This is a genomic window from Streptomyces nymphaeiformis (genome assembly GCF_014203895.1).
GTDB classification, from domain to species: Bacteria; Actinomycetota; Actinomycetes; order Streptomycetales; family Streptomycetaceae; genus Streptomyces; species Streptomyces nymphaeiformis.
The window spans coordinates 982,855-1,003,190 of sequence record NZ_JACHJY010000002.1 but is presented as its reverse complement, the minus strand read 5'-3'; the positions used below and the strand labels follow the sequence as shown (position 1 = coordinate 1,003,190).

Below are 20,336 nucleotides of genomic sequence, written 5' to 3'. Positions count from 1 at the left end.
TGACACCACCAGACGATCGAACACTCCCGCCCCGGAACTCCCTGCCCGGGGCGGGAACACCAGGTGCCGTCCGGCATGGGGGCCGACCAGCCCCGCGGTAGCGAAAGCCACCGGCTTCCGGACCTACTGCCGGCACTATCCGATCAACGAGACAGAGTCGTTTACCCCGCCCTGCTCCTCCAGGTCTACTTGCACTTCGATCCTCGGACCCGCTCGGAGCGGGGAGGCAAGGACAGCATCCTGGCTGCGAGCGTATGGGCTTCCCGCTCCTGCTCCCAGGAGCCGAGCGGATTGTCCTGGAGGTCCACGTCGCAGCGGCGTCCTGCTTGTCCGAGTGGGCCAGGACCAGCACCCCGTCGATGTCCACGACCACTTCGCCACCCGAGTCCGGCTCCGATTGTCCGGCCAACTTCCAGAGCCGTCCGCGGACTTCGGACCGTGTCTGGCGGATGGCCGCGAGCGCGCGGGGACCGGCCGCGGCGAGGGTGTCGACCAGTCGGGAGACGGTCGGGTCGGACGCGACCGACCCGAACACAGCGGGCTCGGCCCGCAGCATCGCCACGTCCGACAGGCAGTCGCCGCCGAGCGCGACGGCCAGGGCGAGGTCGAGCAGGACCTTGCCGGGATCGTGCACCGCCCGCGGCTTGCGCCACGGGGCCAGGGCCGCCGACAACGCGGCGTCCAGGCCGGTCCGGCGAGCCGTCTCCACCAGGAGCACCCCGCCGGCCTGCGAGACCGTCCCCTCACCGCCGCCCCGGACGCGGACACCCGGATACAACCCACTACGCTTGCTCACCTGAGGAGTGCGGCTCTCTTGAGGATGATCAGGACCCTAGACAAGTCCCATCGTCCCAGGTCAGTGGCACTCCTAGTTCTCTTGATCAAGCTTCGGACGGCGACGCTCGTGAAAGCGCGAGACTAGGCACGCACGGCGCGTCAACTCCGTAACATGGCTGCCAACTGATTGGTGATCATGAATAGGGATGGAGACGCTTCACCCGATGCGCGGCGCGATCACGGGGGTCGTGCTGGTCCTGGCACTGGCTGGTTGTGCGGGAGGTAGCGGTAGCGGCCAGGCCGGCAGCGAGAGCGGGAAGGGCGGCGGCGCAGCCTCCGCGCCGTTCAACCCCTCCCAGGTGGCCATGGCCATCCCCAGCAAGCTCGCCGCCCCGAAGGGCTGGCTCGCCCAAGAGCCGCGCGTCCTCGACGGAAGCGCCGCCCAGCAGCAGTGCCAGACGCAGGGCCAGTGGGCCTGCGTCTGGGCTCACTACTCAGGCGACGACCCGGCACTCCGACGAGAACACGAACGGCGACAAGGACGTGGACGTACAGTTCACCCTCCTCGCCCACGACTCCGTCGAAAACGCCAAGGCGGGCATGAAGGCGGCGGTCGCCGAGAACCGCAAGGGCGCGAACAGCAAGCCGAAGCCGCTCACCATCGACACGGCCGCCGACGAGATCGACGCCTTCACGGAGGAGGACCAGGGATCGACGTATCAGACCGCGGAGCTGCGCGTCGGCTCCGTGGTGGCCGTGATGTCCGGCGAGAACCTGCCCAAGGACCATGAACTCTCGTCCTTCGTGAAGATGCAGGTCGACCGCATCACCACCGCCGCCACGGGCAACAACCCGGATGCCTGAGGTCCAACGAAGATCTTGCTCGGAGGGGACACCTCAGTCGGAGGTGGCCCCTCTGAGCGATGTGGTGGTTCGACAGCCCGCCTCTGGCGTTCGGTTCGATACCCCGCGAGGTGCTGTCCGAAGTGCGGTTCTGGCGCAACTTCCGCAACTTCTGTGATGCCGGACCCTGCGGCCGACACTCGAAGCGCGGCAAGCCGCTGACCTGCCGATCCCGTCAAGCGTCGGCCGCCACACACTCAGCGATCGCACCGCACCACGGAACTCGTGCCACAACCCGATCTCGGGTTCTGGCACAACTTCTGTGGAGCCGTCACGCTGAGTGGTCCGTTAACCCAAGGCCGTGAAGTTACGGTTGCGTGGCTGGTGGCAAGTGGGGTTCGACGGTCCGCCCACTGTAGGTAGCGGGCGCCTGGTAGAACGACGGTGTTCGTGTCGGGGGCTCCACGGTCCGCCCGGTTAGGCTGTCGGGCAGCTCTCGGGGAGGAACATCAGATCGATGACCACGCTCTCAGTGCCGTTCAGCACCGAACGGCTCCTATTGCGCCGGTTCACGCCGGACGACCTCGATGACCTGTACGCGTATCAGGGCCTCTCCGAAGTCGCTCGCTACCTCTATCGGCCGCCGCTCACTCGTGAGCGGTGCGTGCGGAGCCTGGCTCGGCGTGCGGCCGGCACCGCGTGGGCCGAGGACGGCGACGACCTGGTGTTCGCCGTCTGCCCGGTCGGTGAGGCGAAAGTTGTCGGCGAGGTTGTCCTGAAGCTCGCGAGCGCGCGGGCGGGCCAGGTCGAGATCGGTTGGATCTTCAACCCGGCGTACGGCGGCCGAGGCTACGCGACCGAGGCGGCGCGTGCGATCACCGAGCTGGCCTTCGCCGAGCTGGATGCTCACCGGCTCTTCGCCCGCCTCGATGTGCTCAACACCGGGTCGGCGCGGATCTGCGAGCGCCTCGGCATGCGCCGGGAAGCGCATCTGGTCGAGAACGCTCTCGACGACGGGCGTTGGGGCAGTGAGTACGTCTACGCGATGCTCGCCCGAGAGTGGAAGGCCGATCGGGCCTGACAAGAGGGCCGGGCAGCGTCGCGTGGTTCGGGCGGACGTTCGCGTGAGGAGCGGAGTCCCGGTAGAACGACGTTGCCGTCCAAGACGAGTCGTTCACCACGGGAGCTCCGCTGCCTGGTGAGCGTGTCATCCGCCGCGAGATCGCGGTAGCCGAAGGTGTCTTCGCCCCCGGTCATCTGGGAAACCTGACCCAGATCGTGCCGTTCGAGAAGGTCGACAAGGTCCTCACCGAGTGCGGGGCGGGCCAGCAGCGGATACGGAAGCTGCCCGCCCATGTGGTGGTCTACCCGCTCCTGGCCGCCGCGCTGTCCGAGGAGTGCGGCTACCTCGCGGGGTGGGCCAAGCTCACCTCCGCGCTGGGGTCCCTGCCGATACCGAAGCTCACCGGCACCGCGCTGTGGCACGCCCGTGCCCGGCTCGGCGTGCGCCCGCTGCGCGGACCGGCTCAGAAGTCCGCACCGCCAGTGCCCGCTGTGCCGGGCTGCTGGTCGTCGCCATCGACGGCACCTACCTCGATGTCCTCGATGACCCCGCGACCCCGCCCACCTGGGCAAGACCTCCAACCAGTACGCCGCCTCCAGCTACCCCCAGATCCTGGTGGCTCTGGTCGACTGGCGGCACCCGCGCCGTCATCGACGCGGTCTTCGGCCCCCCGCACCCGCGGCGGGACCAGCCACGGCAAGCGCCTCACACGTTCCCTGCACCTCGGGATGATCGTGCTGCTGGACCGCGGCTTCTCCGCTAACGCCCTCCTGGAAGCGGTCGCCGACACCGGAGCCGCGTTCCGGTCCCGCTTGTCCGTCGCCCGCAAACCCCCGGTCCTGAGTGACCGGCTGCGGCGTGATCGCGCGCATGGACCCACAGGTGTCGTGTGAGGGCTCAGGACATGTTTGACGCAATGCTCTCGAGACACCCTTGACAGTTTCTGATGGTGCTTCAGATGCTTCGGGTGTGACTCAGGAGGCGGAGGGCCAGCAGCAGGGCGACTGGTCGACCGAGCAGAGGGACCGAGCGGTGCTGGAGGTGCTCGACGGTTCGCCAATCACGGAGGTCGCTCAGGGGTACGGGGTCTCACGGCAGTCGGTCTACACGTGGAAGGCGAAGTACGCCGCGGGCGGCTTCGAGGGGCTGCGGGAGGTATCTCGCCGTCCGCGGACCAGTCCGACCAGGTTGCCGGCCGAGGTGGAGGCCCTGGTCTGCGAGATGCGCCGGTCTCGCCCACGTTGGGGAGCCCGACGGATCGCCTACGAGATCGAGCAGACTGGCGCCGAGCCTGCTCCGTCGCGGGCCACGGTCCATCGGGTCCTGACCCGCAACGGCCTCGTGCGCCCACAGGAACAGCAGCATCGGCGCAAGTACAAGCGGTGGCAGCGCGAGACGCCGATGCACCTGTGGCAGCTCGACCTGGTCGGCGGGATCTACCTCGCCGACGGGCGCGAGTGCAAGATGCTCACCAGGATCGACAACCACTCGCGCTTCATCGTGGTCGCCGAGGTGCTCACCGTGCCCTCCGGGAGGGCGGTCGCCGACGCGTTCGTGCGGGCCATGCGGATCCACCGGGTGCCGGCCGAGGTGCTCACGGACAACGGCAAGCAGTTCACCGGCCGCTACACCCGGCCCAGGTCCGCGGAGGTGCTGTTCGAGCGGGTCTGCCGGGAGAACGGGATCGGCGCGAAGCTGACCAAGCCGTACTCGCCGACCACCACGGGCAAGATCGAACGCTGGCACCGGACCCTGCGCCGGGAACTGCTCGACGACTGTGGGCCGTTCGCCTCCCTCGCGGCAGCCCAGGCCGCCATCAGCGAGTGGGTTCAGACCTCCAACCACCTCCGCCCGCACCAGGCCCTCGACATGGCCACACCGGCCAGCTTGTTCCGCCCCAACCCGCAGCCCGAACCCGTCAGGGTCGTGCCTGCTCAGCGGTCCGAGACCGTGCCCGCGCCCGCCGAGTCGGCTCCGCCGGCGCTGGTAATGACGCCGTCGGCCGGCGCGGTCGAGTTCGACACCGTGGTTCCCGCCGGCGGTCAGGTCGGCATCATTCCCTCCGTCCAGCGCATCCGCCTCGGCGCCGAGCGCGCCGGCCTGCGAGTCCGCATCTGGGTCGACGAGAACACCGTCCACGTCCTCGTGAACGGCGAAGTGGTCAAGACGGTGGCGTCCAACCTCGACGCCGAACACCTCCACCAGCTCAAGCTCCGCGGAGCCCGCCCGGCCGGACCCCCACCCGCTCTCCCGGCCGTCGACCACGTGGGCAACCTCCCGGCCGGCCACACCCTGGAGCTCGAACGCACCGCAGACCAGGACGGTTGGATCACCCTGGCCGCCCAACGCGTGAAGATTGGGCCAGAGCTCGCCAACCGACGGATCACCGTCCGCCTCGACGGTCGCCTCCTCCACGCGGTGCACAACGGGCAGCTGGTCAAGACCCTGCCCTCGCCCTTCGCCGCCGGAGAGCACCCACGGCTCCGCGGTGCCAAGCTCGCCACGACCCAGCTGCCGCCGGCCCCCGCCGCCGTTACGGTTGAGCGCAAGGTCCCCAACGACGGCGTCGTGATGGTGGCACGCCAGCGCCTGCGCGTCGGCCGGGCCCACGCGGGCCGGATCGTCACCATCTACGTCGAGGACACCCACTTCCGCGTCACCTACGAAGGCGCCGAGATTTCCCTCCACGCCCGCCAGGACCAGCACCCCGTGGCCCGCTGGAAGGCCAAGTTCCCGCCCCCAAGATCTAACCGGGATTGTCCAGCGGCTCCTGAGCCCGTCAACAATCTCGTGAGCCGAATCTGTCAACCAAGTCCCAAGACCTCACACCACAACAGGTGATAGCCGCTGTCGTCGCCAGCCCCACCGCGCTGATCGCCGCCGCTGCGGCCTACATGGCAGGACGCCACCAAGCCCGCGGAGCCCATCGTGGTCCCGTCGACGCAGTGCGTCGGCAACACCAGCGAGACGCTTAGAGCTCGTAACACGATCTTGTTGAACGGCCCTGGTAGGCCATGACCGGTGTGACGATTCGGCCGTTCGGGATGATGTGACTACCCGGCCGTGGATCGTGGACGACGACTTGTGGGCGCTGATCGAGCCGCTGCTGCCGCCCTGGCCCGAGCGATCGCCGGGGCCTCGGCCGGTGCCGGACCGGCTGTGTCTCCAGGGCATCCTGTACGTGCTGTACAACGACATCGCCTGGCAACTGCCGCCTCTGGAGCTCGGGTTCGGCTCCGGGCAGACCTGCTGGCGGCGGCTGGACCGTTGGCAGAAGGCCGGGGTCTTCGACCAGCTGCACCGGATCCTGCTCGCCGAGCTGAACGCGGCCGGCGAGCTGGACTGGTCGAGGGCATGCGTGGACGGCTCTCACATCCGCGCGAAAAAGGGGGAGCCGACACCGGTCCGTCGCCGGTCGACCGACGGAAGACGGGCAGCAAGCATCACCTGATCTGCGACGGACGCGGCACCCCGTTCAAGGTCATCACCACCGCGGCCAACGTCAACGACGTCACCCAGATCCTCGCCCTGGTCGACGGCATCCCGCCCATCACAGGCCGCCCAGGACGGCCCCGCCGGCGCCCCGAAACCCTGCTCGGCGACAAGGACTACGACTCCAACCCCCACCGCCGCGAGCTACGCAAGCGCCGGATCCTGCCAGTCATCTTCCGCAAGGGTGCCCCGAGCATCCAGGGCCTGGGCAAACTCCGCTACGTCGTCGAGCAGACCTTCGCTCTCCTCCACCAGTTCAAGCGCCTCGCTGTCCGCTGGGAACGCCGTACCGAACTGCACGACGCCTTCGTCTCCCTGGCCTGCGGCCTCATCTGCTGGAGACGCCTCAAGAAGCACAACCCGTGATCATGTTACGAGCTCTATGCCGTGGGGCGGGCGCAGGCGAATCCGCGCATATTCCACGGGCGAGTGACAAGACCGCTCTGGCGGGAGGACGGCGCAGGTCCTGGCACCAGGGTGTGGCGCCAGGACCCTGAGCAGGCCTCGCGGCAACGAGTCGGCTCTCTCCGGTATCTGATTGCCCGCAGTACATCGGAGAACGCCCAGGGCGGCCATAAGCCGCAACCGGGCGCATGGACAAAGATCGGGCATGCCGCGTCTGAGGTCAACAGCGAGACGTCAATGCGGAAATCCTCCCTGCACATGCCTTCTGAGCTGCAGTGATACATGCCAGAGCACACCTGAGAAGGTTGTGAAAGCCGGGGACGCTCCTGCGGATACTGACGTCCGGTCGCCAGAAAGGTGGGCCGCATCTGCGGAAAACTCACTCTCTTCCCTCGTCTGAGCAGCCAGAACGTCTGGATGAGGCGGGGCCTGCGGGTGCCGTCTCACAGGGACGCAGATGCGGATTCGACCGGTCGAGGGTTCGTTCGGAGGCCGCGCATGCTGCAACATCGCTACCTACAAAGGCGGCGGCAACCGCCCTGCACGACCGTTCAGTCAGCCCGCAGCTCATCGTCATGAGGAGACCTTCCACGTGAACAACTCCACGTGCGGCACGTCCCGCACCTCACCGCGCCCCTTGTCCACCTGGGACATCGGGATCGTGATCATCATCGTCGTAGCTGCCGCCTTACTGGCTTATGCCGGATGGCAGATCATCAGCGTGATCGTTCTGAGTGCTGAGGTGGCAACGCTCAGCCTGCGGGTCATGCGCCGCCTTCGCGGTGGCCTCCGGCCCGAGCTGGGGCTCACGGGGAGCTAGCCACTGATGGGGCGCCCTGAGAACCCGATCGCGCAGTGCAGCAAGTCCTTGCGCAACCTGGCGACGTGGCTGCGCCTGGGACGGGAGGCAGCGGGGCTGACCTACGGCCAGCTCGCTGCTCGCACCGACTTCAGCGCCGACACCCTCGCGCGCGCCGCCTCGGGGCACAGTGTGCCGCAGCGTCTGAACGTGGTCACCGCCTACGCTCAGGCCTGCGGCCTCAGCACCAAAGAAGCAGAGCGGCTTTGGAAGCTGGCCCGCCGCGACGAAGCCCATGCGCAGGGCGTCCTCAAAGGACACCGCGGCGGAGGACACATCAGCGTGGTCAAGGACTTCGCTGACCTTCGCTCCGCAATCGTCGACCTCTACCAGGACGACGGCGGCCCTCCCCTGCGCAGTCTGGATCAGCGCATCGGCGGTGTTGGACGCCTCCCCCACAGCACCGTCGGACGCGTACTCGCCGGCCGCTCAACCCCCCGGCGCGACTTCGTCCTCGCCTTCGCCGAGGCCTGCGGCGTACGGAAAACCGACCTCGCCGAGTGGGCGAAGGCCTGGGACCGCGCGGACGCCGACCGCCGCACGACCCGAGCGAACCAGGGCCGACCGACAGGCGTTCTGCACACCTACGACCGCATCACCCCCCGCGACCTTCAGATCCTGATGAGCGACCTGGAGGCCTCAGCTCGCAAGGAGCCCGGTCTCAAACTCCGCGTGGCTGTGCCGGACCCGAATGAGGCCCTCTCCGGCCAGTCCGCTCGGATGACCCGGGAGCTCCTCGTCGACCAGGCGCAGCGACGAGGGGAGCTCGCCTGCCCGCGGTGCCGTCGGCCGTCCTTCGGCTACGACGAGAAGAAGGGATGGATCGCGGCCCTGTGCGACAACTGCAGGGACCGTACTGCCCCGCCTTTGGCCAGGCTCTCGGACACGCCGACGCTTGTCCTGAGAGTGCCCGCGTCGCCTGACCGGGCGCCGCTCCCGCGACGGGTTCCTCAAGCCTCCTGGCGGCATTCAGTCAAAGCCGCCTCACCTCTGCTGCCATCGGGAGCCGACGACTTCTCGACCATCACGGATCCGCCAGCACCCGGCCCAGCCCTCAGCCCTAACCCCAGTCCGAGGCCCGGCCATGCGGGGTTTCTTGATCGACGCCCCGGCCCTGGCACCTTCCCAACACCCGCCCGGCCGACTGCCGCCCGCATCCGAACCGCACCTGCACCGAAGCCACTCCCCCGAGGGACTTCCCAAGCTTTCTGGCCAAGCCCTCCAGAAGACCAGCCGACGGTGTCGCTGAAGGCCGACGACCTCCCAACCATCACCGACCCGCCGGCACCAGACCGCCCTCAGGCCCCAGTCACCGATGGGTCAGCGCAGAGTTACCCAAACGGGGCTCCCTACCCGGGAACGTTCCGCACGCCCACCCAGCCGGGAATGGTCCGTATCCGCATCCGGATTCCTGACAAAAGGCCCATTCCGCCGGTTGCTGAGCATTAATGCGGACCTCGAATCTTCCGGCTCGCCGAGGTCGTCCAGGAGGGCGCAGGGCAACCGACTCCTGCGAGAGCGCGGCGGTACGCCGCGCCGGTCTCAGCCCCCAGACCGGCGCGGATGGTGAGGACGGTGGGGCCGACGCCGGTCCGGTGAGGGATCAGGAGCGGCCTGGGGTGAGGAGAATCCGCCCGGTATCGCGGTGCGCTGCGCCGGCTGCTCCGCGGCAGGGGCCGCGGGGGTGGGGAGAGCGGGCCTGGCGGTGGCCAGGACAGCGAGGTGTGGGATGTGCCGGGCGCAGGTCTGGCAGACTTCTGCCAGGGTCCAGACCTGGCCGACGGCCGGATTGTGCACGAGGACCAGCAGGCTGCTGCCGGCGCACTGGACGCGGGATTCGTGGAGGGCGCACTGCGCGCTGCCGCAGCTGCAGGCTGCGTTGGGACGGGCGCCCGCGAGGCGTCCGTGGGCTTTGACGTGTTCCGCTGCGAAGCGGCGCATGCTCGTGGCGTCCTTCGAGCGGGGCGGCATCCGGCACTCGGCGGTGCTGCAGGTGACGGACACGGTGTGATCGGGGTGGCCGGTGAGGCGGACCGTCCAGGTCCGTCCCGGCACGCGTGCTCCGGGCATCAGGGTCAAGTCGGGGTCCCGTCGTTGTGCTGGTGCTGGCCGGCGTTCCTGCCGGCTCGTGAAGGGGTCGCGCGTGTGCGCCGTGCCGAGGGGGACGGCACGTCGGCGGCTCGGAGCGCTCTGGGTCAGAGCGCGCGCAGGACGGCGACCACCTTGCCGAGGATAACGGCGTCGTCGCCGGGGACCGGCTGGTACGCCGCGTTGTGGGGCAGGAGCCAAGCCCGGGGCGTTCATTCGGCGCAGGCGTTTGACCGTGGCTTCGCCGTCCAGCATGGCCGCCACGGTGCCGCCGTGGCAGATGGCGGCTCGAGGCCATCAGCCCGGCTGCGTGCCACCGGCCCCACCAGCCATCGCGCACGGTCCGGGTCGACGGCTGGCCGGGGTCAGCGGAGGGGGCGGAGCGCGACGAGCACGTTCTCGTTCTCGTCGCGGGTGACGAAGAGGCCCGAGCCGGCCACGGAGGTGTGCTGCGGGATCTGAACCCCTGCGCCGAGTACCTTGGCGTCGCCGGTCGCCGTCTTCAGGTCGAGCAGGACGGCCACCGGGTCGGACGCGTCGCCGTCAACCCTGCCGTAAGCAGTGCCGTCGTCGGAGATGGCACCCACCGCGATCGTTTTGCGGTTGCCGTCGCCCTGCAGGCAGACGCCCTGCTTGCGCCCCAGGTCGAAGGCGACGGGACCGGCGGCGAGGAAGCGGCCCGAGGGCGAGGTGACGACCGGGTAAGTACGGGAGTTGCCCTGGGAGGTGACGGTGGGGAAGTCGTCGTAGGCGCACTCCATCCGGGCGAGCGGGGCGCCCGAGCCGACCTCGTGCACGGACCACACGGTCGGCCCGTCCGAACCGTTCTTCTCGGCGCCGTGCCACTGTGCGAGGAAGCGGCCGCCGGCCACGCCGTAGACGTCGCCGTTCCAGGAGGAGGAGAAGCCGAAGGAGTACGTCCGCGCCGCGCCCCGCGGCAGGACGGAATCGCTGAACCAGGCGCCCGGCATGCCGAAGCCCTGCCCGAGGCCGACCAGCGGACCCTTCGGGCTCACTGCGACCACCCGGCTCCAGCCGCATTCCAGGTTCTTCCCCTCACACTGCTTCAGCAGGCCGGAGGGAGCCCCGTACGGTGTCACCTTGCCGCTGACCAGGTCGACGGCGGCCCCCCACCTCGGGTAGCGGCCATGGTCGCCGTAGGCGACCAGGACCCGGCCGCCGTCGGCGCTCACCCGCCAGCCGTCGTTGTCCGCCTTCACCGACACCGGCACGTCGATCTCCCGCAGCGGCTTGCGGCCAGTGGCCGGGCCGCCGGCGGCGTCGAACACGGCGAGGCGGACCACCTCGGCGCCCTCGTGCAGGTCGTCCTTGCCCACCGTCCCGTGCGCGGACACGACCACAAGCTTCCGGCCGTCCTGCTCGACGCCGAGCACGGTGGGGATGTCCTTCTTCTCCGCGTACTCCAGCGGCAGCGGAGGCTTCCAGGCCGCCGAGGTCCACAGCACCTTTCCCGTGCCGGCGGCCCTGGTCCGCACGGCGAAACCGCCGGCCTCGCCCACCGTCAGCACGGCCACGGCCGCGGCACCGGGCAGGACCGCCACCGGCGGCTCCGCATGCTCCGGAACCCAGGGCAAGGACTCGTCCCAGCCCTTGGCACCGTCGTAGAGCGGCGGCACGGCCAGCTTGACCGGCGCCTTCGCGTCACCGCTCGCCGTACCGCCGGGACGGCTCGTGCCGTTCGGGCTCGACGCGTTGCCGCAGCCGGCCAGCAATCCGGCTGCCAGCACGACGGCCAGGGCAGCCGTCGTCTTCGTCGCGCGCATGGTGCTCCCCCTCGCAAGAATGATCAAAGAGCGTCGAGACTAACAAAGTGACGCACAGTCAAAGCCGCACGCCGAGGCACTCGCGGCGGCATTCCGGATCAGGCGCTGCAACGCCTTCGACGAACAGATGCCGAAGATGCTCAGCCAGCAGACCGGGGGCGACAGAAGGAGCAAGGGGCAGCCAGGCGGCGGCCTCAAGCAAGGGGCTGCCAGCCGCGTCAAGGGAAGCGCAGCCCCAGCCGCGACGTCGGCCTCTGGTCCCCCAGAACACGACGATTCCGTTCGCCCAGGGCCCATGAGCGAGCGCAGGATCACCCTTCGGCCAGTAGAAGGCCGTCCCACCGGACTCGTCCCATCGCTCTACGGGCGGCAAGCCTGCGGCCTTGAGAGCCTGAGCCGAGGCCGAGCAGTACTGCCGAACCTCGGCATAGCTAGCAGCAGGCCGAGGCGCCATCCCAAGTAGTCACGGCCCTCCTTCACCTCGAGCCACTCAACCACAACAGCCGCTACCAGCACTTTCACAAGAAGTCCTAGTCCGCAATACAGCCCCAGTAGGCGATCTCGGCTGGTTCACCATCCCGGTACAGCACGGTGCACCGGCCGATTCCACGGCCGATCTGGGCGAGCAGTCGGTCTGTCGCAGTGTCCCACTGAGTGGTGTGCATCGTGAAGTAGCAGGTCACGGGCCTGGTGTGCATCGGCTCCGGGGTACTCATGCTGGTGACGGGCGGGTGACTTCGGTGGAGATCGTCGGTCAGCGGGCGACTTCCCCGTTTGTGAGGACGAGCAGGCGTGGGCGCCCTCCCTCATCGTCGCCCACTGCCGCGGGCGCCGCCTAAATCCGCTGGCGGCCAACGCCTCGTCCTGCGACAGTGCGGGAATGGAGTGGAGAGCCGTTTCCGTGGCGGACGTCGACGCCCTCGCCGAACTACTCGGCCGGGACGAGGAAGCGACGGTCGGTCGCCGCGAGTCCGGCCCCGCCGAGGCGCGCAGCATGCTGGCCGCCCCCGGCCTGGACCTGCCCTCCCGCACGTGGACCGCGTCGGGGCCCGACGGCGGCCTGCTCGGCTTCGCCGCCCTCCATCCCGCGCCTCAGCCAGGCGAGCTGCGTGCCCAGTTGGTCGTCGCCCCGTCGCCGGATGCACCTGCCGTCACCGCGACGCTCCTGGACCGCCTCGACGTCTGGGCCGCCCACTACCTGCCGACCCCTGACACGCCGGTGACGCTGTATCAGCTTCCTGGCTGCTTCCCCCACGACCAACTCCTCAGCCGCGGCTGGACCGTCGTGGACAGCGGCAGCCGCCTCACCGTCGACCTGGACGCCATCCGCCTCCCCGACCACCCCGCGCCCGCGGCCCGGAACAAGACCGACCTCCGCACCGTCCACTCCGTGCTGAACGAGGCCTTCACCGACGCCCCGGAGCACCCCCGCCCGGACTTCGACGCCTTCCACCACGCCCAGCGCCGACGCGAGGGCTACAACCCCGACTTGTGGCTCCTCGCCGAACTCGACAGCGTCCCCGCCGGCGCCCTCATCGCCCGCGACCCCGTCGACCGCGCCAGGATCGCCTGGTTCGGCGTCCACCCCGCCCACCGCCGCCACGGCCTCGGCGCCCAACTCCTCACCACCGCATTCAGCCTCCTCCGCGCCCGCGGCCACCGCACGGTCGGCGTCGATGTGGACACCCACAACACCGGCGCCATGCAGGCCTACACCTCCGTCGGCATGACCCTTCTCGGCGCGGCCGACCAGTGGCGCAGGACCTACGTCTGAACCCGGCGCCCGCCCTGCGTCAGGCAAGGGCGACGCCGCCGGTGGTAGGCCCAGGCGAGAGCCAGAACGATCGGTGTTGATCGTCGGTCACCGGGCGACTTCGCGGTTCGTCAGGACCAGTAGGGCTCGTACCAGCGCGGTCGCCCACTTCGGGTCGGTGCGGATTTTGCCGAGCACGCGCCAGTTCTTCAGGTGGGCGAATCCGTGCTCGACCGGGGCCCGGGCCGCGGCCAGCGCCTTGTTGGACAGCTTCTGGCCCCTGGTCAGGGGCCGGTTGCGGGCCGCCTTGTAGCCGGTGATCACCGCCGGGTCGGCGCCCAGGCGGCTGTCGTCGAGGCCGACGAAGCCCAGGTCGGCGATCGCGCCGAGGTCGACCGCGCGCAGATGGGCGGTGAGCTTGTCGTGGCGGCAGGCGGTGATCTCCGAGGTGCGTCCGGGCCGGACCGCGCTCACCCAGACCAGGCGGCCCTTGTCGTCGGTGAGCGCGATCACGAGCAGGCCGTGGCACTTGTGCTTACCGGAGTAGTTCTTCCGGTTCTCGGTCCCGGTGCGGCGGCGGGTGCGGATCAAGGAGCCGTCCAGTAGGACCACCCCGCCACCCGATCGGGCGATCTTCTTCAGCGCACGGTCCAGGCGCGGTGCGCGGGCGGCCACCAGCCCGATGACTTCCCGCACCCACCGGGACACCGTGGTGCGGTGCACCCCGTTGCCGCCAGCCAGGTCGCCGGGCCGCTGGTCACAGCGCAGCACTGCCAGCACGATCCCGGCGATCTTCCCCGCAGACAGGGCCCGCCACCGCGATCCGATCTTCTTGCAGTGGCCGCGCATCAGCTCGGCGAGCCAGTTCAGGGTGGCACTCGACAGCGGCAGGCGGGCGGTGTAGACAAGACCGTCAGAGCCCTCGACGTGAGGGTTGTTTTTCTTCACACCAAACTCAACTGCCGTCGGGGGCGCTCTAGTTACGCTGCGGCAGCGTGCCCCACAACGCGGCTACAGGCGCGCGGTGAACTTCCCGTCAGGACGTTTGTGTAGCCAGCCGCGATCCGCGAGCTTCGCCCGCAGCGGCTCCAGTTTCCCGCGCACCTCCACCTGAAGGCCCAGCTCCTCGCCCACTGCCCGCACCTGCACGGGACCGCCGGCGGTCCGCACGATCGCGAGGATCCGGCGGTAGTCACCAGGAAGCGCGGTCTCGTCCGGGCTGTCGCCGCGGTGCGGGACCAGAAGCACCGCACGCCCGCCAACCTGCGCCGACGCCGGTGCGACGGCAGCGCGCTCCCCAGCGAACTGCTCGCTCATCCGCACCAGGACCCGCTCGGCGACCGCGAGTTCGTCCCGCTCGGCCCTCACCTGCTCCAGCTGCTTGATCAGCTGTTCTTCCAGCCCGTCCAGTTCCGCGCGGCGCGCGGCGATCCGTTCCAGCACCTCGGGGTCCACCATGTCCGGGAGCGTAGGAGCCCCGCGGGCCGGAACGGACCAGAACCCGCGAAGACCTCCCTGCCCGATGATCTACACGGCAGACTGCCCCGCGCGACCAGCACGAGCACCCAGGCACGGAATCAGACCAGGCATGTCACCTGGCACTTCACGATGCACACCGCTCGCTCGGCCAGAAGTCTGCCAGCGGCGCGCCTGGCTGGATCTGACGCCGCGTGAGGTGCCGTCTGGCACGCGAAGACATGCGGGCCCCGAGAGGTCTGGACCACAACCAAGCCCCGGGTCACTGCCCCGGAGCCTCACTGAAGAGCGGATGAGGCAAATCGAACCCGTGCCATAGGCGTGGGAATCACCCGGCACTTGGGCGTGCGCATGCCCTCCGACCTGCCGGAATGTTCGGCAACGGATCTGCCCCGGCCGCTTCCGGACCCCGTGCTGACCGCTGTTCACCGCCACCAGGGGCACGTTGTGGCACGGAGCAGGCGCCGCTGGCGCCGTTCCCCCTGTCGCAGCCCTATGCGCTGCCGGCCGCAGCAGGGTCGCGGGAGTCGACGTCCTCCATGAAGGACAGCATCCGGGCGTTGACCACGTCGGGGTGGTCGATCTGTGGGCCGTGTCCGGTCGCGGTGATGATCTCGGCGCGGGCGCCGGGGACGAGGCGCGGTACGCGTTCCAGCTGGCGCTTGGGGTGTACGAGCAGGCTGTGCTTGCCCATGATGACGTAGAGCGGGGTCCGGATGGATCCCAGCGCGTCCTCGGCGAGCGGCAGGGGTGCGGGGCGGCGGATTCGGTACGCGCGGGCGCCGAGCTGGATCCACTTGCGCATCTCGGGGGCGGCGATCACCGGCTGGTCCAGCCACTTGGCAAGCCGGGGACGCAGCGCCTTCGGAGCGAAGGTGGCGAAGAGGCTCACGAAGACCCAGGCGAAGAAGCGCAGGCCGACCTTCTCCAGGCCGCCGGGGTCGAGGGCGGTGACCGAGGCGAGCCGTCCGGGCCGCCGGTGAGCCTGGTTGAGCACCAGCCAGCCGCCGTACGAGGAGCCGACGAGGTGGACCCGGTCGAGGCCGAGGGCATCGAGGGCCTCGTCCATCCACTGCGCGGCGCGCTCGGGCTGCCACATCGGCTCGCGGTGGACGCTGCGGCCCGCGTCGCCCGGGGTGTCGAGGGCGTACACGGGGCGGTCGAGGCTGAGCCCGGGGGTGTTGGGATACCACATCGCCGAGCTGTAGCCCGCGCCGTGGATCAGGACGATCGGCGTCCGGGAATCGGCGGCGGGGTCCGAGGGCCCGTACCGGTAGACGTGGGTGGTGCCGAAGCTGGTCTCCACGTCCGTCTCGGAGCGGGCCGGCGCCCCCATCGCGTAGAGGACGTCGGCAGCGGCGAAGTAGCGGTCGCGCAGAACGTCGTTGACGTAGCGGCCGACGTCGCGGCGTACGCGGGCGGTGTTCTCGGGCACGGCGGCACCTCCGGTGAGGATCCGTTCTTCGTGGTACGACCGTACCACCAATGTGGTACGACGGTATCATGAAGGGGTTCGGGCAGCGGAGCCGCGAACCCACTATCGACAGGCGGAGACACGGGAACATGCCGAAGCGCGTGGATCACGAGGAGCGGCGCGCCCAGATCGCCGAGGCACTCATCCGGGTCGCGGGGCGGCAGGGGCTGCATGCCGTCGGCATGCGCGACGTGGCCGCGGAGGCCGGTGTGTCGCTCCGGCTCGTGCAGTACTACTTCGAGACCAAGGAGAAGCTCCTCTTCTACGGCCTCCAGCACCTGACCGACCGCTTCACCGCGAGGGTGGGCGCCCGCTTGGCCGCTGCCGGCCCGGACCCGGGCCCGCGCGCGACCGTCGAAGCCCTGCTGCTGGCCTCGCTGCCGACCGACGACGAGAGCCGCACCTTCCACCTGCTGTACAGCTCCTACGCGATCCTGTCGGTGACCGACGAGGCACTGGCTGCGCAGCCCTTCATCGACAACCCCGACGCCGCGGAGAACGCCATGGCCGGACTCCTCGAGCGGGCGCAGGGGGCCGGCCTGGCCGACCCGGAGGCCGACGCGCGCACGGAGGCGATCAGCCTGCTCGCGATGGCGGCGGCCATGGGCACCAGCATCCTCGTGGGTCAGCGGAGTCCGGAGGCGGCGATCGCGGTGCTCCACCACCACCTGGACCGGATCTTCACGGCTCCCGGGACGTCCGAGCGGGGAGCGGGAGCAAACTGACGTGTCACGGAGGGAGGGTTTCGGCGAAGCCTGGGGTTCCTGTCCTACGAGGAGAAGGAGAGGGCGGGCTTCGGACTGCCCAGGAACCGACCCGACCTGCGCAACGCGGTGCCCTGAGCGGAGCTGACGTGGTTCGCCACGTCAGCTGCACCGACTGCGGGCCACGTGGGTAACCACGTGGTGCACAGGTGGTGCGAGGCCCGGGTCTGGATCGGGCAACGAACAAGCCCCAGGACGTCGGCCTGGGGCTCCGCCATGGAGCGGAGGACGGGATCGAACCCGTGCCATGAGCTTGGGACCACCCGGCGCTTGGACGTGCGCATGGCGGCGTCTGACCTGCAGGAACGTGCGCGGGTGACCTCGTTTTGGATACTTCACAGGGCCCCTTGCCAACCGCTGTCTACCGCCCTTACCGGCACGTTGTGACACGGGCGTCCCGTCGAGGGGGCGGGAGGCGTCTTCCCTCAGTCATGGCGGGGCCACAGGCGTTGTGCCTGCGGCCCCGGTCGGGCGTCGGGGTCAGGACGGGGCGCCGTACCTGAGGCCACGTCCGTTGGTGCCGACGTAAACGCCGGTGACGTCCTTGACGGTACCGATCGCGAAGAGGGCCTGCTAGGAGGCGCCCGGCGCGGCCTTGCCGAAGCCGAGGGCGGACTTCACCGTGCCGAGCGTGGTGAAGGCGCGGCCGCCGTCGGTGGAGCAGGCGCCGTCCGGCTCGCCGCCACGGCCGCCGCGGACCATCATCGCGGGGTTGGACCGGGCGAAGCCGATGTGGGTACTGGTGATCGTCATCGGGTTCTTCAGCCACCCGGCGGGCACCCCGGTCAGGGAGCTGGAGGAGCCGTTGCGACCCTCTGCCAAGCCCTCGGGTCGCCCCCTTCGGTCGATGCCGACGGTGGGCGGACTCACCTCAAGCCGGGTCTGGTGGTGCGTCGGATGCGGCGGCCCGACGGTATTCGGCGTTGATGCGCTGGGCCTCTTCGAGCTGGTCTTCGAGGACGATGATGCGGCAGGCGGCCTCGATCGGTGTGCCCTGGTCGACGAGTTCGCGGGCGCGGGCGGCGATACGCAACTGGTAGCGGGAGTAGCGGCGGTGGCCGCCCTCCGAGCGCAGCGGGGTGATCAGGCGGGCCTCGCCGATGGCGCGGAGGAAGCCCTGTGTGGTGCCGAGCATCTCGGCGGCCCGGCCCATCGTGTAGGCGGGGTAGTCGTCGTCGTCGAGACGGTCGTACGAGTCATCTGCTGCCATTTGCACCTCTCTGGGAAACGCGTCGAGGGGCCCTGGTGCCGTACTGGCACCAGGGCCCCGAAGGAACTACTACACCACCTGCCGGCCCTGATACTGCGCCGGCCTTCTGTGTCCGCGCACCCGACCTGGTTGCTGTCGGGGTTGCGGGGATCGCGGTTGCTTGACCGGAGACCACCTCACTATCGATGTCCTGCGGTACCCGGGCTCAGACTTACGCCCGGGCGATCCTGATGGCGCGGGTTCCTCCGTTCTTCCTCGGTGATCGACCACTTACTGGGGGAACTGCGTACTGCGGGTGATGCGAACTGCTCAGTGGCCTGCGGCAGCGCCACTCTTCGACAGCCAGCCCTGTTGCCTGTCCTGCGTCTGCTCCGGCTTGGGACCCCGCTGCCGAACGTCCCGGTGCGCGCGTCCGCAGCCGACGCCTTCACCAGGGGTACCGCTCACTGACTTCACTGCTGGGTGCTGCGCACTGCATCCACGGGTACCGCACCTGCCATGACCGCGGTCCCGCTTGCGGCGGCCCCTGATCACTGCGGGCCACCCGGTCCGGCCGCCAGTCCCGTCGCCGTCCCACGAAAGCCCTGGCTTCGAAACTCCGCCGCCGTACCGTCCTGCTCACTGCTACTACCTGTACTACCGGCCGGCAGTTCGTCTCTGCCAGGCCCTTTTGTCTCTCTGAGCTACGAGAGAAACCATAACCATGCCAAAGTCCAATGTCTACTCCGGCCGACATAGATTTCTGCGTGTCTGTTGAGCAGGTAATCGACCTCGACCGGTGATGCGGAGGGTTGCGGGGCGGGCACCGCCAGGTTGACCACCGCATATCCGGGCACACGCCTCGGGCGGGTAGGGACCGGTTCTGACGGGTACGGACCAGGGGACCTGATGGACGCGATGAGCGTCGACGTCGAGACCGACCGCCCTGCAGGTTCCGTCGCCTCGACACGCGACAGCGCCCGGCGCTTCCTCGAAGGGCTCGTACCGGCGCCCACATCCGAGGTCGCCCGGTGGCACGACCGGTTGAGGGGACGGGGTGACCCGTGAATAGAATCGGTTCTCATGTCGAAGCCTGACGAGCTGCTCGTTGACGTCGCCACGCTGGTGGAGTCCGGGCAGAGCAATCAGATGTCCCTGACCGTGGTCACCGGTGGAGCTGTCATCACCGGTCGGCTGGCGCCCGAAGCGGTGTGGAGGCAGCGGGTCTCGGAGGTCCTGGCGGACTCCGCCCGCCTGGGAGAGTTCTCCGCAGCCTTCACCGCTACGACGCGGAGGGACGGACCGCCCGCCCATCTGCACTTCCACATGGCGCGGATCCTTCAGGGAACGGTGGGGATCCCGGAGACGGGCGGGATGTACCGCGTCTCGATCGCGGACGTCAGCGCCTGGACCATGGGCGACTTCAGCTACTCCGATCACTGACCGGCGCCCGTAGAGAAACCTGCCCACCGATACGCGAGAGGGCCCGACCGGCGGATGCCGGTCGGGCCCTCTCGGCTGTCCGGGTGTCAGCTCACGGTCGCCCGTGGACCACGGTCAGGCCGCCGCCGGGGTGCCGAGCATCGCGGAGGCGTGCTGGAACGGGCCTGCGGCGCGGGTGGGCGCGGTGTTCTGGGGGAGGCCTCGGCAGGTGAAGCCGAGCTTGGTCATGGCGCGGAGGACTTCAGCCGCGCTGAAGTCGCGACGGTCCTGGCGGGTGATGACCTGGCCGACCTGCTTGACGGGGTAGACGCGGCGGCCGATGATCACGGACTCGCCGGTGATCTCCTCGGGCTTGACGCCCTTCATGGAGTCCAGGACGCCGCTCTTGGTGAGGTCGAAGGGGAAGCGGGCGATGACACAGCGCACGATGCCTCACAGGGAGAGGAAGGGGATGGTTCCGCCGTGGTGAGGCGGTTCACGCGAGGACGAGGGCGGGCGCGAGGGCGCCCGGAGTGTCGTCCTGTTCGCCCATGCCGGACGAGGTGACGACCCGGGGACGTGCGGCCCGCCCGATCGTCGAGGCGGTGGCCGAGGTGAGCGGCCCGCCGTCGCCGGAGAGGTCGCGCAGCTGGAGCCGGTCCGTGTAGGTGGGGCTGTCGCGGACGGCGGTGAGCTGGGCCCGGGTGACCAGGCCGGTGCACAGGCCGTCGTTGTCGCAGACGAGCAAATGCCGGGTGCGGGCTGCGGCCACGACCGAGAGGGCCACCTCGACGGTCATGTCGTCGCAGACCTGTGGTCCGGCCGTGTCCACGGCGCCGGCCGCCGTCAGGTGCGCGGGGGCGGGGTGCGTCGGGCGGGGCTGCATCTGGACCGGCGTCACAACATACCTCCTGCAGAGATGGGTCGGCTTCCGGATCACGTACGGT

Annotated in this window: 17 protein-coding genes and 3 pseudogenes; 10 read left to right on the top strand and 10 right to left on the bottom strand. The window is 69.6% G+C overall.

Features of this window, described 5'->3' with window-relative positions; all coding sequences use genetic code 11:
• Window positions 1-304: 304 nt before the first annotated feature.
• A pseudogene (locus GGE06_RS10270) lies at window positions 305-796 on the bottom strand (transposase); the annotation flags it as partial.
• A gap of 524 nt (window positions 797-1,320) precedes the next feature.
• On the opposite strand from GGE06_RS10270, the gene GGE06_RS10265 reads away from it, so the two are divergent.
• The 7 genes from GGE06_RS10265 to GGE06_RS10235 all read left to right on the top strand — a co-directional run bounded on the left by GGE06_RS10265 (window position 1,321) and on the right by GGE06_RS10235 (window position 8,888).
• Entirely contained in the window at window positions 1,321-1,641 is a 321-nt protein-coding gene (locus tag GGE06_RS10265) for a hypothetical protein (RefSeq protein ID WP_184930591.1), read from the top strand.
• Between the two features lie 496 nt (window positions 1,642-2,137).
• Window positions 2,138-2,701, top strand: coding sequence for a GNAT family N-acetyltransferase (locus GGE06_RS10260; protein WP_184930590.1), 564 nt, complete (start codon window positions 2,138-2,140; stop codon window positions 2,699-2,701).
• 110 nt (window positions 2,702-2,811) lie between these two features.
• Window positions 2,812-3,576 carry a transposase domain-containing protein gene (locus GGE06_RS44045; protein ID WP_376773523.1) on the top strand — a complete coding sequence of 255 codons (765 nt, stop codon included), beginning with the start codon at window positions 2,812-2,814 and terminating at the stop codon, window positions 3,574-3,576.
• 76 nt (window positions 3,577-3,652) lie between these two features.
• Window positions 3,653-5,524, top strand: coding sequence for an IS481 family transposase (locus tag GGE06_RS10250; protein ID WP_221517904.1), 1,872 nt, complete (start codon window positions 3,653-3,655; stop codon window positions 5,522-5,524).
• Window positions 5,525-5,750: 226 nt separating this feature from the next.
• Window positions 5,751-6,541 (top strand): IS5 family transposase gene (locus tag GGE06_RS10245; protein WP_376773522.1). Its coding sequence is split into 2 segments (ribosomal slippage): window positions 5,751-6,072 and window positions 6,072-6,541, totalling 792 coding nucleotides; the frame shifts between segments, so codons are not numbered across the junction.
• Window positions 6,542-7,172: 631 nt separating this feature from the next.
• On the top strand, window positions 7,173-7,400 hold the full coding sequence (locus tag GGE06_RS10240; RefSeq protein WP_116156820.1) for a hypothetical protein: 228 nt from the start codon (window positions 7,173-7,175) through the stop codon (window positions 7,398-7,400).
• A 6-nt stretch (window positions 7,401-7,406) separates the two neighbouring features.
• The gene (locus GGE06_RS10235) at window positions 7,407-8,888 is read left to right on the top strand and encodes a helix-turn-helix domain-containing protein (RefSeq protein ID WP_184930588.1); all 1,482 of its coding nucleotides are present in this window, start codon (window positions 7,407-7,409) and stop codon (window positions 8,886-8,888) included.
• A 746-nt stretch (window positions 8,889-9,634) separates the two neighbouring features.
• On the opposite strand, the pseudogene GGE06_RS10230 reads toward GGE06_RS10235, so the two are convergent.
• Together GGE06_RS10230 and GGE06_RS10225 are read right to left on the bottom strand one after the other, a co-directional pair.
• A pseudogene (locus GGE06_RS10230) lies at window positions 9,635-9,803 on the bottom strand (LexA family protein); the annotation flags it as partial.
• An 89-nt stretch (window positions 9,804-9,892) separates the two neighbouring features.
• Window positions 9,893-11,311 (bottom strand): hypothetical protein, encoded by a 1,419-nt coding sequence (locus GGE06_RS10225; protein ID WP_184930587.1) that lies wholly within the window; start codon window positions 11,309-11,311, stop codon window positions 9,893-9,895.
• A 901-nt stretch (window positions 11,312-12,212) separates the two neighbouring features.
• Here GGE06_RS10225 and GGE06_RS10220 point away from each other — a divergent pair.
• A complete protein-coding gene (locus tag GGE06_RS10220) occupies window positions 12,213-13,085 on the top strand; it encodes a GNAT family N-acetyltransferase (protein ID WP_312883083.1) in 873 nt (290 codons plus the stop codon).
• Between the two features lie 87 nt (window positions 13,086-13,172).
• Here the strand turns inward: GGE06_RS10220 and GGE06_RS10215 are convergent, their stop codons facing one another.
• The 3 genes from GGE06_RS10215 to GGE06_RS10205 form a co-directional block, all read right to left on the bottom strand.
• Window positions 13,173-14,012, bottom strand: coding sequence for a transposase family protein (locus GGE06_RS10215; RefSeq protein ID WP_184930585.1), 840 nt, complete (start codon window positions 14,010-14,012; stop codon window positions 13,173-13,175).
• Between the two features lie 63 nt (window positions 14,013-14,075).
• Window positions 14,076-14,522, bottom strand: a complete 447-nt coding sequence (locus tag GGE06_RS10210) for a hypothetical protein (RefSeq protein WP_221517903.1) — start codon at window positions 14,520-14,522, stop codon at window positions 14,076-14,078.
• Between the two features lie 511 nt (window positions 14,523-15,033).
• Window positions 15,034-15,975: an alpha/beta fold hydrolase gene (locus GGE06_RS10205; RefSeq protein WP_116165103.1), complete on the bottom strand. Its 942-nt coding sequence runs from the start codon at window positions 15,973-15,975 to the stop codon at window positions 15,034-15,036.
• Between the two features lie 128 nt (window positions 15,976-16,103).
• On the opposite strand from GGE06_RS10205, the gene GGE06_RS10200 reads away from it, so the two are divergent.
• Window positions 16,104-16,739, top strand: a complete 636-nt coding sequence (locus GGE06_RS10200; RefSeq protein ID WP_116156826.1) for a TetR/AcrR family transcriptional regulator — start codon at window positions 16,104-16,106, stop codon at window positions 16,737-16,739.
• A 519-nt stretch (window positions 16,740-17,258) separates the two neighbouring features.
• Here the strand turns inward: GGE06_RS10200 and GGE06_RS10195 are convergent.
• Window positions 17,259-17,438: pseudogene (locus GGE06_RS10195) on the bottom strand (hypothetical protein); the annotation flags it as partial.
• A 211-nt stretch (window positions 17,439-17,649) separates the two neighbouring features.
• Window positions 17,650-17,988: a MerR family transcriptional regulator gene (locus tag GGE06_RS10190; protein WP_116156827.1), complete on the bottom strand. Its 339-nt coding sequence runs from the start codon at window positions 17,986-17,988 to the stop codon at window positions 17,650-17,652.
• 1,062 nt (window positions 17,989-19,050) lie between these two features.
• Between GGE06_RS10190 and GGE06_RS10185 the strand changes: the two genes are divergently transcribed.
• Window positions 19,051-19,410 (top strand): GvpU-like protein, encoded by a 360-nt coding sequence (locus GGE06_RS10185; RefSeq protein ID WP_116156828.1) that lies wholly within the window; start codon window positions 19,051-19,053, stop codon window positions 19,408-19,410.
• Window positions 19,411-19,524: 114 nt separating this feature from the next.
• On the opposite strand, the gene GGE06_RS10180 is transcribed toward GGE06_RS10185, so the two are convergent.
• Together GGE06_RS10180 and GGE06_RS10175 are read right to left on the bottom strand one after the other, a co-directional pair.
• Complete coding sequence (locus GGE06_RS10180; RefSeq protein WP_116156829.1) at window positions 19,525-19,836, bottom strand: SCO5918 family protein; 312 nt, start codon at window positions 19,834-19,836, stop codon at window positions 19,525-19,527.
• Window positions 19,837-19,885: 49 nt separating this feature from the next.
• Window positions 19,886-20,290 carry a CBS domain-containing protein gene (locus tag GGE06_RS10175; protein WP_116156830.1) on the bottom strand — a complete coding sequence of 135 codons (405 nt, stop codon included), beginning with the start codon at window positions 20,288-20,290 and terminating at the stop codon, window positions 19,886-19,888.
• Window positions 20,291-20,336: the final 46 nt, after the last annotated feature.

What these genes read in the sequence shown, in the direction of transcription:
- GGE06_RS10260 (WP_184930590.1), top strand. Translation starts at nt 2,138, where the DNA reads ATGACCACGCTCTCAGTGCCGTTCAGCACCGAACGGCTCCTATTGCGC.
- GGE06_RS10235 (WP_184930588.1), top strand. Translation starts at nt 7,407, where the DNA reads ATGGGGCGCCCTGAGAACCCGATCGCGCAGTGCAGCAAGTCCTTGCGC.
- GGE06_RS10225 (WP_184930587.1), bottom strand. Translation starts at nt 11,311, where the DNA reads ATGCGCGCGACGAAGACGACGGCTGCCCTGGCCGTCGTGCTGGCAGCC.
- GGE06_RS10210 (WP_221517903.1), bottom strand. Translation starts at nt 14,522, where the DNA reads ATGGTGGACCCCGAGGTGCTGGAACGGATCGCCGCGCGCCGCGCGGAA.
- GGE06_RS10200 (WP_116156826.1), top strand. Translation starts at nt 16,104, where the DNA reads ATGCCGAAGCGCGTGGATCACGAGGAGCGGCGCGCCCAGATCGCCGAG.
- GGE06_RS10190 (WP_116156827.1), bottom strand. Translation starts at nt 17,988, where the DNA reads ATGGCAGCAGATGACTCGTACGACCGTCTCGACGACGACGACTACCCC.
- GGE06_RS10185 (WP_116156828.1), top strand. Translation starts at nt 19,051, where the DNA reads ATGTCGAAGCCTGACGAGCTGCTCGTTGACGTCGCCACGCTGGTGGAG.